Below are 12,812 nucleotides of genomic sequence, written 5' to 3' on the forward strand. Positions count from 1 at the left end.
GGAGCGTTTATTTATTTAATTTCATATGAATTAATGGAAAATGGTTACCCTGACCATCAAGGTCTGAACGCCCTGTTCGAACAAACCCCATACGCTTATAAAATTCGATCGCAGCCGGGCTCTGCTCATTCACATCAACCATCATCGCCCCCAGATTTTCAATTGCATATTCAGTGAGATTTCGTCCTATTGCTTGACCAAAGTGATCGGCTTCTACGAATAACATTTCTATATTTGAATCTGCAACACCAATAAACCCGATAATTTCATCACCACTATTTTTATAGCAACGTAATTCCACCGCATCAAAATAGTGCGCCAAAATAACAGGCTTTAATTCTGCTATATTTTTCTTGGGAAGGAAATCGTGGGTTGCTCTAACTGACGATTCCCAAACATCGATTAATTCTTGATAATTTTTTTGAGTTACTTCTTGAATACTCATTATTGCCTCTTGAAACATATCGAGCCTGAAGAAATGTGTTTTGGCATAAACACTATTCCATGACGCTATTGTTATTACTTTTGTAGGAGGGGGGGGTAGGAAGTTACGCCATGCCTGAAAACTGAAAAATCAGCCTCTACCGTATCATCATTGATCTTCTAATCTTAAGAAAACAGATACGTTAACTAAAAATATCTCAGACCCCGCTTACTACTGATCCCGCCTATTGTAATCCGACTGCTTGACTTGTTATATACCTCCAACTACGATAATGCGCATGATCAATGCGTATAGACTATAGTGCGAGTAAATATAATGCAGCCCATAATTGATAGGGACAACCCTAAAAAAGCTACAAACCTTAGTATAAACAAAGACTTACTAGCCGAAGCCCGTGCTTTGAAAATAAACCTCTCTGCAACATTAGAGCAGGCGCTTACCGAAAAAGTACGTAAAGAACGCCGTAAACAGTGGTTAGAAGACAATAAGCAAGCCATAGAAACCTGTAATGAGCTTACTGAACAAAACGGCCTCTTTGCTGATAAGCATAGGATCTTTTAATGAAACAGTTTGATGTTTATGCGAATACAGATAAGGACACAAATAAGGCTTACCCCTATTTTGTTGATATTCAAAGCGGCCTCCTAGATAACTTAAATAGCCGAGTGGTAATACCGCTAACACCTGCAAGCAAAGCCGATAAAAGCTACCCCTCCAACCTTTGCCCTATAATCAAAGTTAAGAATAAAAATCACTTTCTATTAACACACCAGATCACTAGTGTTTCTACAAAACTCCTCAAAAAGAACGAAGGATCATTAGTTACCAGTAGAGAAGATATTGTTGGCGCAATAGACTTTTTGGTTACGGGTATTTAATGAGCCGAAAGTAAATCCTTTTGATAAAAAGCTCTCCCATTGAGGTGCGAACTAAAATGCAAAAGGGAACGGTGACAAATAAGAATCGTTTAACCTTGTAATTAGTTATCACTTGTCACCGACCCCTTTAAATCGTTAACTAAAAAGGTCTCTGGTCTCGCTTATTGCGTTTATTTTCTGCTAACCACCGAATACCGTAAAACTTAGCCAGACATAGATACCGTAACCCAGCAATAGTATTGCGCCCTCAAAGCGACTCAAACGACGCCCAGTGTACAAAAACACAAACAAGAGCAAAGACGTTGCAAGCATAACCCATTGATCAAACTGCAAGATTCTTACATGCACCGGTAGTGGCTGTAGCAGTGCTGATACTCCCAGAATTCCCAGTAAGTTGAAGATATTACTTCCAAGTATATTGCCAACCGCCACATCAGCGTGGCGCCGAATCGCTGCGATCACCGATATAGACAATTCGGGAAGAGACGTGCCCACCGCCACCAAGGTCAAACCAATAACGGCCTCTGGTACGTCAAAGTGCTCGGCAATACCAATGGCTCCAATCAGCAGTACTTGTGATCCGCCAATTAACAACGACAAGCCAAGAACCACAGCAATTACCGTCCACAATATTGACTTCGGCTCGGTGGAAAGCTCTTCTGCTTCAGCTTGATGTAGCTCACCCGACGGTGCCGCGTGGAAGCGCTCACTCCAATAAGCCCAGACTAAGTAGATGACTAAGGCAAGCAGGAAGATGGCTGCATCGGCACGCCCAAGGGCACCGCCGCCAACCAGCACTAAAACTAGAAACAATATACTTGCAGCCACTACGGTGGCAGCGTCTCGCCTTAACACCAATGGTTTGACCGCTAACGGCGTGATCACCGCGCAGAGGCCTAACACCAATAAAATATTGCCGATATTACTACCAACAACATTACCAATAGCAATGTCTGGTCGCCCCTCTATGGCCGCATTAACGGAGACCACTAACTCCGGAGCCGATGTGCCAAAACCGACGATAACCAGGCCGCTTAGTAAAGGTGACACCCCCAGACGCCTTGCGGCAGCCAGCGAGCCACGAATCAATACTTCACCGCCACAGGTAAGTAAGGCTATACCCACAAAGAGAAACAAAATATTCAACATATTTCCTACCGCCTAGACAAAGCATGGATTCTTTTAAAAATAAATTTTATCTGACTCCACTATGCATGACCCCGCTATGCACACCACTATGCACTAAAGTGAATAGCCACAAACTTCAAGGTACAGTTCAAGCGGACAGCGTCGTTGACCCTGTCCCCGGTCGGCAGCCCGCCCCAGCAGCTTGCTGCGGTTGTTCTGCAACTTATCCTATTTCATTGAGCCAGACTACGGCATCATTTTTCCGATTAAACTGCGCTAACTTATAGCCATTGTTAAATGCAATGGTATCAATTATTACATTTGGATTAAAAGTAGCCTCATGTAGAACTGCTATTCTAGCCCTTTTTAGCAAAGGGTTACTGGATAAAAAAACGGCGAAATCTTTTTGTTCACGCGTTTTTAAGTGCATTACTAGATTGCGAACATCGACTAATATTTTAAGGGGTGTTATATCTGCGCAGGAAGAGCAGACATCATTAACTGCCATGATGCGATCAGCAAGGCTAACTGTTTTTGAGTAAGTGACCGTTACTATTTTCTCGATTTGATCAAAATCTATTGTATAGCTCATGATTTATGTACTGAAATATAACGCCCGAATAAATGGCGAGCAACTTGTGTGCAAAAGAGGCCTATAACAAATAAGAATTGTTTAGCGTTGTAATTAGCTATCATTTTTCACCGCCCCCTTTAATTTTCGATAAGTTAACTAAAAATTACCCTGGCCCCGTTTATTCTACCGTTTATTCCAAACCATGAGCTGGCGATAACCCGTCCGTACAACGAAGGCGCACATGCATTGCTCTTTTAGTTATGTGCTTTGTTCATTTTTAGTGAGTTCTTTTTTGATAAATATTTCTATTGGAATAAACGCAAAGGGTACAACAGCTGCTATAAGAACCATTAGCCAAACAAACACAGACCAATTTTGCGTATGTGAAGCTAAAGCTGAAAACGTAACGTACAACAAAAACAATACACCATGCCCCATCCCAAGAAAGTAAACAAACTCTCGGTTAATAAGGCCAATCGTTACGCACAATATCAGTAGATAAGAAAAGCCCTCTACTAGGCTTGCGATTCTAAAAAGTTTTAACATTGATAATACTCTAGTTTCAAAAAGTCAATTTTCAAGGATTTCAAGGAGTAAGATTTCAAAGGGTCAGAGTCGTTGAAATACAGTTTCTGGCCCCTTGGGGTAATAAGCTAGGGGGCATCACTTTATTTCCGCTTATTACATGCAAGTTTTCAACGACTCTGACCCCTTGAACAGCCTGAGTGCCGTAGCTGCACTAGGTAGCATTAGCTATGCGCCTTTTTGACGTAGCATTGTATAGGTGTAGGGGATAAATAAAAGAACGATTGCGTGTATAAGCAGAATAAAAACGCTTTCGCGCCTACTTAACAATAGGCTTTGTAGATTGGGTAATCGCCATACGGCTAGATACTGAGAATTGATCAACTAATTAAGAAATACTATTTAGGCGGGGAAGCGTGTGAGGCAACCTAGCCCCACACACCAAGCATTAACCTCGGGTAGAACCCACGGCAGGCGTATAACACCCTAAGTCAGCACGCCATTTTTCCCCACTTGCACAGTCTTCTGGGCCTGCAAGGCTATAACTACTAGCAATAACTAATGCACTGAAGGCTAAAGATATAAGTTTTTTCATGAACACCTCTCTATTATTTTAAGTATGAATGTACAAATATAAATTTAGACTAAACGGGATAATTTGCAACGGCTAATATTTGTTACTCGCATTAAGCATTGTTTCATCTGATACCCACTTGATTCATTGCGTTAATTGCAAATCAGCTAGGCAACATGCACTTGTTATGTATTGATTTCATACTCATTTACATGAAAAGACGCTACCAGAGCAAAAGAACTCTTATCTGGGCCTGCGTTTCTGAACGCTTCTAGTGCCTCACGTGATTTTTCAATAAACGCGTTGCCTGCGCCTGGCTTAAGCATTAATTTTCCGGCAACAATTATCGTCATGAAATATTCTCCGAGGAAAATAAAGCCCGCCACAGCGGCGAGCCCTGTTGCTGGCGCTTGTTAGGCGTAGGGTTGTACAAAAAGCTTACCTGCCGCCCATATGTTTAAGCCCACTTACCCAACTAGCGCGATCTGCTCCCGCGAGTATTCTGCTAGCGTTAATGCGCAGGCTTGGGCGGACTCTATGCCTTTGCCGGTAAAGTGCTCAGCAAAAAATTCAGGCTGGCCGTCGCTAATAAAATCATGGGGGGTTAATACGGCGGAGAAGATGGGCGTGTGGCTTGCTAGTTGTGTCTTCATCAGGCCGTCTATCACCGCACTGGCAACAAACTCATGCCTATAAATACCGCCATCAACCACCAGGCCAGCAGCGACCACTGCCGCGTACTTTCCGCTATTGGCCAGAAACTGGGCTTTTAGTGGGATCTCAAACGCGCCGGGCACTTCAAATACATCAACCTGTCGGCCGTCGAGTTTGGCGAATTCATCAAGAAAAGAATCACGCAGCCTGTCCACAATATCGCTGTGCCAGCATGATTGTATAAACGCCACCCGATCGCGGGTAGCAATATCGAAACACATAGAATTAGATTTCATCTGTTGTTTGCCTCTGTTAGCAATTAAACAACAGGGCAAACAAGGCAACTAGCCCTCTCACGGCAGTTATGGCGTGGGAAAGCATAGCAACCTCATTCTCATAACCAGACTGTAACTGTCGGCCCCGGAATCACACCGAGTCTGCTTGTCCCCCCGCCACATGGTGACGGGAGCGCCCGCGGGCTACGCACTTACGCACGATTACCGCCGGTGGGGACTTCCACCCCGCCCTGAGAACCTCCCCTATTTGGGGAAGGCGCACAGATTAGCCTAATAGCGGGTTGAGCTCAACTAGGATGTGAGATGGAGGTTGCAGGTGGGGCCTCAAGAGGGCGCCAAAGTTTCAAAGCGCAGGTACTTATATTTCAACGACTTTGACGCAAAAGGGGTCAGTAACGCAAAAGCGGTCGGTGACAAATAAGAATTTGTTTAGCTTTGTAATTAGTTATCATTTGTCATCGACCACTTTAATTGACCCCTTTAATTCATCGTTAATTCTATTACCCCTTCACATCCAGAGTCAGCTTCTGATATGCACCAAGGCCGACCACTACAAAAACAGCGGCAATCAATAAAAAAGTTGGGTAGATCAACAGAGCAACATCTTTTCTTCCGGCATCGAAAATGAACACTAGGGCTTCCAAGCTTACCGCAATGGCAATGATGACGAGAAACTTCAATAAAGTCCCTCTCTGTTTTGCGGCTGACTTCGTGCTACTGTCGCTGAATACTTCTTCCTCCAGCAAGAATTTTGAGACATCAAAGACTGCCATCCCAATCACAATCAACCCTATGGCATCAAGAAGGGCTTTTACAAGCAACGTTTGCTCGTGTACCGAAACCCAAATATTCCACAGGGCAACACCCATCATCGCGAGGCTGATAAGACCAAGACTTATACTGATAAGGCCGTACACGAAGCGCCCTATCCAATCAGAAATATTATTAAACTGGCTCATCTTTTCCTCGATTTGCTAAATTATTTTCTGGCATTCTTACTGCTAACGCCGCCACCCCACGGAGTTCCGTAAGATTGACTTATTATAGCCTTTAGCATGCAAGCCCTATTAAGACACCCACCTTAAGGCCTCACACCCCCTGAATGGAAGCGATAGTCGACTCATTAGAAGCCTTTCTACACAGCAAGCACCAGCCCGAAGCGCAAATGGGGTCGGAGAAGCGAAGGCCCGCAAAAGGGGTCGGTGACAAATGAGAATCGTTTAGCTTTGTAATTAGTTATCATTTGTCACCGACCCCTTTAATTGCTTTTTGCTATCAAGCATCGAATTGAAACGAAATGCAGCAAATGCACCGACCAGTGCAGCAGTCAATACAGTAAAGAATCTTGACACATGCTCAAAATAGGCAGGCAATACTTTGCCTTCAATAGCTAGTTAAGAGAAAGACCATAAAACTAACGCTCCAATCCCTACGAAAACACCTGTAACTATTGGATCATATCTATATTTATTCAGAACTCAGTCCCTCGACGAAAATATAACGCCCGCGTTATAGGCGCGAGCTTGCGAGCGTCCTAATTGACGCGTTTGTTAGATTTTTACTCATCGTACCCTCGAATATCCTCATGAGACGGAACGAATAATGGCATTACAATGCCATCCTTTTCTGACGCAAGCCTCTTTTCTCGAATAAGTACCATTTGAACAAAGTAAAGAACTGAGCTTCTAGCTAACTTTAATGTATATAGCGATTCCCTTAAGAACATTTCATAGTCAAAATGCTCTAAACACCCAGAGGGACTTGTTGGTACCGCTCCAAAATCATGAAGTATAGTAAAACGATGAGTAGATGAGTTTCGAGACGTCTGCTTATTAGACAGAAAACCCATTTTATTTGATAGATCTTTAGAAACCTCGGTCAATGCTAATAGTGCAGCATTGCCATTTTCTACTTCTTGGAAAATTTCTGGCTTAACTTCTTCTTCTTTTTCGACTTTGCCTTTTTTTGGTTTTTTGAACCACGCCTGTTTGAACGAAGTTCCCTTTGCTCCACTAATTCCCAGATAGGATAGTGTAGCTACTGCTACCTTATCCAAAATATCTAATGCACTACGCTGCGCCAAAGCTAAAGCCGACTCATTCACTCCATAACACGCATAATTTAAAGTGTCGTTATAGTTTCCCGTTTCATTAAACAATCGATTAGTAGCATTAAAAAATAACTGTCTAGCAAGGATATAATCAGATTTGATAATGTTAATCATGGCGAATATTTCAGGAACTGAACTATTACCACTTACATCAACGCCTACAGAAGAGATATTAACATTATCCCAGTATTTCGATGCGTGCTCATGGGAATGAATAGTCGGAGACAAAGTTAGATTATTTGAAACGACAAAACTCTCATATTCTTCGCATTCATTAGCAGGCTTCTTTCTTTCTCCAGTACGAATGTCTTTAATCTCATCTACAATGCCTTTTACACCATAACCACCAGCGTAAGAAAATATGGTTTCTAAATTTTCCTTTGCATGGGTTGCTAAATATTCAATCTCTTGTACTAGTAATTCATAGTCACCTAACTCTTGATGTGATGCATGCTTGAGCATTTTTAAAGCACCTGAGCTGGCGACTCCATTCAGAGGGTTCTCAGTCAGAGCTAGTGTGTAATAATCATATGCCTCTACCCAACGATAAGATGACCATAAAAGGTTTCCTAAATTGGTAAAGGATTGAGACCTTATATCACTTGAAGCCTTAGAGTCATTTGCTGCCATGTAGAAGTTTTGTCTAGCTTCTAATCTAGAAGTTTCAGTGTCTTTGTACCAACTGAAATCTTTGTATGTTGTAGACAGAGCCAAAGCATGTAAGCCGTTGGCCAAGTTATATTTTAATTCTGAGTTATCTTGGTAGTCATTAACCGCATTACGAAATATTTCTACTCCTTTTAGGACCGCATCATAACTTTTAACCATTGCTCCTGCATCTACAAGAATTGCTGCCTTTAACAATTCAAGGTTGATATTTCCTGAAAGTTGTAAAGCTTCACTGATAGCTTTATCTGGGTCATCATCGATCAACCCCTGTAACTTTTCTGCGATGTCAGCTATTTCCACATAACCTCCAAGAAATCTAACGCAAAGGGAATGGGCAGCGTTGTGGCGAAGCCACGCTTTTAGCTGTCCAGCCGCAGGCGTACATTGCCCGTATTGTTATAGGGCGTATTTTCACGCTAACCATTCTCGTTGCAACAAACCCATTACATGCTCATCGACTGGGCAGCCATCACTGTCAATCCAACTTTCTCTCATTAACCCTTCGTTCTTAAAGTGATTACTAGTAAGCAGTTTTATTGAAGCTGTATTTCTAGAATCGGCAAACGCATTTATTCGATTAAGATCCAGTGCTTTAAACCCAAATTCAATTAATGGAGGGAGAAGCTCACTTGTTAAACCTTGTCGCCAGTAATCTGGAAGGATTTCATAAGATATTTCTGCCACCCTTTTTTCGAGTTCACAGTCAAACAGGGCACAGGTGCCAATTACTCGCTTAGTTTCCTTAAGTTCTACACACCAACCAAATAATGACTCCTCTTCTAAGCCCTCATGTGCCCCCTCAATAAATTCTACTGCTTCTTCCTTTTCAGTCCAAAGGGTATCGCCAGTATATCGAATGACACTAGGGTTTGAGTAAATGGCATATATGTGATCTAAATCAGATTCAGCAATCTCTCTCAAAAGTAATCGTTTTGTTTCAATTTTTGGTAATTCCATTATTAAATATCCGTATATCAGTGAAATCGATTTATCTAAAAGCCCTATAACGCCGCTCTCTGGGGTAATTTTGGAGCGCAGCGTAAAAATTGTCCGACAGCAGCGCTTTGTTATATCCCCAACCTAAACCTCAAATTCAATACACTTGGTTTCTATCTCCTCATATTCTTCGCATATAACCCGAATATCAATCGTATGCTTCCCTGACTTCAAAGGAGCTATCATATATTCATCATCAAATATCATTCGTCTTGTATGGAGCAAACTTTCAATTTTCACTGTGATTTTTTGCCCATCCAGCTTTGCCCACCATTTCTGATTTATAGGGCGAAGGAGCTTCGCATTAAATGCTGGGTTTATCTTCGAGAGTTGAGCGAATGTACTTCCAATACCAAGCTGAGAGTGCAAGCGAGATAGTGCCGAATTCTGCTCCCTATAATCGGATTGTGCGCGAACTAATGGGTTGAATGGAATAGGAGATTTTGGCTCACTATGTTCTTCTTCATTTTCATATATAGAAAGTCCTTCAGAGAACTCTATATCAATGTAGACATTTTTGGCCTTCGTGGTTCCGCTGTTGAAAACCTCAATTACTAGCGGGATGGAATAGTTTTTTATTTTAAAAACCTTTTCACATTCACGATTGTATTCATCTACCTCTCCCTGGCTTGGGATGGCGTTATTGTATTTCTCTATATCGTCCTTTGAAATGTACTCTAATAAATGAGCATCTACGTCTTTAATGTCCAATGCGTTAGGAATTACTTCCTTTTTATACGAAAAAAAATTGTCATCAATAACTGGCTGCTTTATATCTATCTCTATTGCAGGGGCTTTTAACGAAATCTTTGACTCAAGCTCTACTACTCGTTCTCTTAGCGCTCTATTTTCTTTGCTCAGAGCAGACAACTCCTTTGAAAGAGCTTCGTCGGCGTTAGCACTATCTCCTCTAATCCATCCTACCCCAGGCTTCTGCATGATTTGTTTCATCAGCGAAATTGAGACACTTTTAATGAGTTGATCCTTTGTCTCCCAAAATTGTGCCATTTTTGAGTTCGTTAACACCAACTCTCTAAACTTATTAATATCAGATAGGTCATCATCTCTTTTGTCCTTTGACAAGGAAACCGTGTCATTCATTACAAAAGCAAGAATTGGTATCTTTTTCTCTAAAGCATACTCGTATTCTTTCTGAGTAAAGCTAATACCATCTGATGTTTTCGATCCATATCTCAAGCCTAATACGAGAATGTAATAATCGCTCACTTCAATGGTTCTTCGTATTATTTCCCATTGATCTTCATCTTCAGCACTGAACATCTCCATACCGATTGGTATGTGGTACATCTCTAAAATAGCTTTAATGATGTTTTCTCTTTCATCTGCTAAATCAGAGTAAGTTGAACTCAAAAACACTTGATACTTTGTTGACTTCAAGATGGCTCCTTGAATAGTTCTTGACAGCTATAACGAGCTTGCAGAAAAACGTTTTGACACAATCGTCCATCCACAGCTCACTTCTTATTGGTTTTATGGCTGGGTTATACGCTGTGTAGAAACCACCCATATCTATTTGACATAGCGAAAAATGGGTCGGTGACAAATAAGAATCGTTTGGCTTTGTGATTAGTTATCATTTGTCACCGACCCCTTTAATTCTTTTTAATTTGATTTTAAATGCCTTTTTATATTTTTTGTGCCACATAATTAGGTACATCTATTTTCTCGCCACCATCCGTAAAATGAGAATCAAAAGCGTATGCCATTTTCTCTAAAGGTGATTCATCATATCCCGAAGTTTGAATTTCAGTAATGTAACGTTCCATAAATGGTATTGCACCTAAATGCCCCCATTGTGCAACATGGACAAGTTCATGAAAATGTAAACGTAACTCTGATGCCAGCTGTGGAAGAAGATAATAAGTGTTTTTGTACGTTATTCCGTGCACTTCCATATCTATAAAGTCACCCAACCCCATTTTACGTAGCTCAGGAAAATTAGGTTTTGGAATTGTATCGATAATCACAAAATATGATTTTTGAAGGAACTCTAAAGGATAAAATCCTTTGAATTCATCAGAAAATTTAGAGCAAGAAACCCTTTGATCTTGGTACTCAATGTTCGTCTGATCAATCCATTTTTCAATTTTATGCAACATCCGAGACTCCAATATAATATAACGCCGCAATCACCGAAAATGAAAGCGAAGTGGTTTGCATGCTAATATATTAACGCTTGCGCGATCAGCACACAAAACGCGTAAATTTTTTTCCGGTGCATAGCCTAAAGTGGTCGGTGACAAATAAGAATCGCTTAGCTTTGTAACTGGTTATCATTTGTCACCGACCCCTTTAATTTGAAATTTCAACGGTTCTGACCCTTGATTTGCTTGACTCTATACCTTCAAAGCTTCCGATACTTTATTTCCAATTTCTATAGCTTCATCAAGCATGGAAAGATGCTTAGTAATTATTCTGTATTTTGACACAGCAGTATGATCATGTCCCCAAAAATCAGAGTTAGAGTACTGAATAAAGTCAGTAAATACGGAATTCATTAGCAGGTGAAACCTGACTATATCTTGAGCGTTATTGTGACCAAGAATACCAACATTAAAAGAGCTATCTCGAAATACTGGAAACCAATTATTGTTTAGTTCATTTACTGTAACTTTCGAGTCAAATATTTTAGGAAAATGGGATATGTATTGACTATCTAATTCAGTTTCTTTTTTAAGTAATGCCCAAATCCTATCTTTAGATTCCACTAATGAAGATCTTAGGTTTCCTTTTGAGCCTATAATATCTATGGCTACAGATATCTCAACAGCTAATGAAGCCGAAAATACTTTTTTAGACAATTTTTCTCTACGTACTTCTAGTAAACGATTACCTAATAATCCAATTAAAACACCAACAAATGCAAAACAAGCAGTAATGCCAGCTGCGAGCAAGCGCTCTCTTGATAATATTTCTAAGAACTCTTTCGAAAGCACGTCCATTTATAACCCTGTATTTATCGATGAAAGAAAGCTTTAACAGTTCATTTCTGGGAATTGTCACATATGAATATCGCAAAAGAGGTCGAAGAAAAATGAGAATCGTTTAGCTTTGTAATTAGTTATCATTTGTCACCGATCCCTTTAATTGCTTTTTTACTTAATTTAATATTTTCAAAATAGACTATGAGTACTCCTTGAGAAATACTAACGCTAAGTTAATGGGCCGCATTGACGCGAAGCACCGTCTTTAGCGGTCCAGCTTGCTGGCGCAACTTGAACGTATTGTTATTTTTTTACTCGAATAGAAGCGATAAATTCTGCATTTCTTTTGCTTCTCTCAGCTTTTATAGACTCTGTTTTTTCAATTTGTTGCTTTAAGGTGCTGCATATATCATGTTCAATTATCCCCTCTTTTGGCAGCTGAGCAAGCTTTCGTAAGTCCGAAACTAACTCCATAACCTTAATGCCAAGTAAGCCGTATTCTATTGTTCTAGCTTCGAAAACTTCTTCATAATCAGGTGGCCCTGATACATGTTCAGTTACATCCGATATCTGGCGATTAACCACTCTAATTTCATTTGGGAGGTTAAGTATTTTATACATTATATCGGAAGGAAGTGACTGCCACACAACATCTAGTCGCTCTGGATCAAACTCAGGTGCTGCAACCTGAATGCTTTTGCAGCCGTCAGCAGTGCGCAGGCCTTGGTGCAATCCGTCATCGAACGCAACCTCCTCGCAGACCAATGCGAAGTTTTCAAGCATGCAAGACACTTGGATTGCCAAATATTCGAGATCTTTTTTTTCACTCCTTCTTGTGAACCACCAATCTTTGGCAATGGCAATAAATGCCCCTAAAATTATCCCGCCCAAACCAAATAGTGCATTTTCCATAACGTATATTCTTAGATGTTAGTTGGCTACTGATGAAACATAACCATTTATTCTTGAGAATGACCACATATAAACACAATGCTTGCACCTAGGCAAAAAGCCTATA

Annotated in this window: 15 protein-coding genes and 1 riboswitch; of the genes, 2 read left to right on the forward strand and 13 right to left on the reverse strand. The window is 40.8% G+C overall.

The window, feature by feature from the left end; all coding sequences use genetic code 11:
* Positions 1 to 7: 7 nt before the first annotated feature.
* On the reverse strand, positions 8 to 445 hold the full coding sequence (locus B067_RS0102855) for a GNAT family N-acetyltransferase (RefSeq protein ID WP_026244365.1): 438 nt from the start codon (positions 443 to 445) through the stop codon (positions 8 to 10).
* A gap of 315 nt (positions 446 to 760) precedes the next feature.
* Between B067_RS0102855 and B067_RS0102860 the strand changes: the two genes are divergently transcribed.
* Together B067_RS0102860 and B067_RS0102865 are read left to right on the forward strand one after the other, a co-directional pair.
* Complete coding sequence (locus B067_RS0102860; protein WP_019528546.1) at positions 761 to 1,006, forward strand: type II toxin-antitoxin system CcdA family antitoxin; 246 nt, start codon at positions 761 to 763, stop codon at positions 1,004 to 1,006.
* A complete protein-coding gene (locus tag B067_RS0102865; protein WP_019528547.1) occupies positions 1,006 to 1,323 on the forward strand; it encodes a CcdB family protein in 318 nt (105 codons plus the stop codon). The genes B067_RS0102860 and B067_RS0102865 overlap by 1 nt, the downstream gene beginning before the upstream one ends.
* A 180-nt stretch (positions 1,324 to 1,503) precedes the next feature.
* Here the strand turns inward: B067_RS0102865 and B067_RS0102870 are convergent, their stop codons facing one another.
* The 12 genes from B067_RS0102870 to B067_RS0102935 all read right to left on the reverse strand — a co-directional run bounded on the left by B067_RS0102870 (position 1,504) and on the right by B067_RS0102935 (position 12,706).
* Positions 1,504 to 2,472 carry a calcium/sodium antiporter gene (locus B067_RS0102870; RefSeq protein ID WP_019528548.1) on the reverse strand — a complete coding sequence of 323 codons (969 nt, stop codon included), beginning with the start codon at positions 2,470 to 2,472 and terminating at the stop codon, positions 1,504 to 1,506.
* A 202-nt stretch (positions 2,473 to 2,674) separates the two neighbouring features.
* On the reverse strand, positions 2,675 to 3,043 hold the full coding sequence (locus B067_RS0102875) for a hypothetical protein (RefSeq protein WP_026244366.1): 369 nt from the start codon (positions 3,041 to 3,043) through the stop codon (positions 2,675 to 2,677).
* Between the two features lie 240 nt (positions 3,044 to 3,283).
* Positions 3,284 to 3,571 carry a DUF3817 domain-containing protein gene (locus tag B067_RS0102880; RefSeq protein WP_019528550.1) on the reverse strand — a complete coding sequence of 96 codons (288 nt, stop codon included), beginning with the start codon at positions 3,569 to 3,571 and terminating at the stop codon, positions 3,284 to 3,286.
* A gap of 738 nt (positions 3,572 to 4,309) precedes the next feature.
* Positions 4,310 to 4,477, reverse strand: coding sequence for a hypothetical protein (locus B067_RS21935; RefSeq protein ID WP_169335536.1), 168 nt, complete (start codon positions 4,475 to 4,477; stop codon positions 4,310 to 4,312).
* A gap of 114 nt (positions 4,478 to 4,591) precedes the next feature.
* The gene (locus B067_RS0102895) at positions 4,592 to 5,074 is read right to left on the reverse strand and encodes a 6,7-dimethyl-8-ribityllumazine synthase (protein WP_019528552.1); all 483 of its coding nucleotides are present in this window, start codon (positions 5,072 to 5,074) and stop codon (positions 4,592 to 4,594) included.
* A gap of 90 nt (positions 5,075 to 5,164) precedes the next feature.
* Positions 5,165 to 5,316, reverse strand: a riboswitch (FMN riboswitch).
* Between the two features lie 258 nt (positions 5,317 to 5,574).
* Positions 5,575 to 6,033: a hypothetical protein gene (locus B067_RS22000; RefSeq protein ID WP_019528553.1), complete on the reverse strand. Its 459-nt coding sequence runs from the start codon at positions 6,031 to 6,033 to the stop codon at positions 5,575 to 5,577.
* 599 nt (positions 6,034 to 6,632) lie between these two features.
* Positions 6,633 to 8,153, reverse strand: a complete 1,521-nt coding sequence (locus B067_RS0102910; protein WP_019528555.1) for an LA2681 family HEPN domain-containing protein — start codon at positions 8,151 to 8,153, stop codon at positions 6,633 to 6,635.
* 111 nt (positions 8,154 to 8,264) lie between these two features.
* Positions 8,265 to 8,810 (reverse strand): GNAT family N-acetyltransferase, encoded by a 546-nt coding sequence (locus tag B067_RS0102915; RefSeq protein ID WP_019528556.1) that lies wholly within the window; start codon positions 8,808 to 8,810, stop codon positions 8,265 to 8,267.
* A 123-nt stretch (positions 8,811 to 8,933) separates the two neighbouring features.
* Entirely contained in the window at positions 8,934 to 10,247 is a 1,314-nt protein-coding gene (locus B067_RS0102920) for a DUF4062 domain-containing protein (protein ID WP_020700266.1), read from the reverse strand.
* A gap of 248 nt (positions 10,248 to 10,495) precedes the next feature.
* Complete coding sequence (locus tag B067_RS0102925) at positions 10,496 to 10,969, reverse strand: hypothetical protein (RefSeq protein ID WP_019528558.1); 474 nt, start codon at positions 10,967 to 10,969, stop codon at positions 10,496 to 10,498.
* A 237-nt stretch (positions 10,970 to 11,206) separates the two neighbouring features.
* Complete coding sequence (locus tag B067_RS0102930; protein ID WP_019528559.1) at positions 11,207 to 11,812, reverse strand: hypothetical protein; 606 nt, start codon at positions 11,810 to 11,812, stop codon at positions 11,207 to 11,209.
* A 285-nt stretch (positions 11,813 to 12,097) separates the two neighbouring features.
* A complete protein-coding gene (locus B067_RS0102935; protein WP_019528560.1) occupies positions 12,098 to 12,706 on the reverse strand; it encodes a hypothetical protein in 609 nt (202 codons plus the stop codon).
* Positions 12,707 to 12,812: the final 106 nt, after the last annotated feature.

Origin of the sequence: Dasania marina DSM 21967 (assembly GCF_000373485.1) — a bacterium.
GTDB classification, from domain to species: domain Bacteria; phylum Pseudomonadota; class Gammaproteobacteria; order Pseudomonadales; family Dasaniaceae; genus Dasania; species Dasania marina.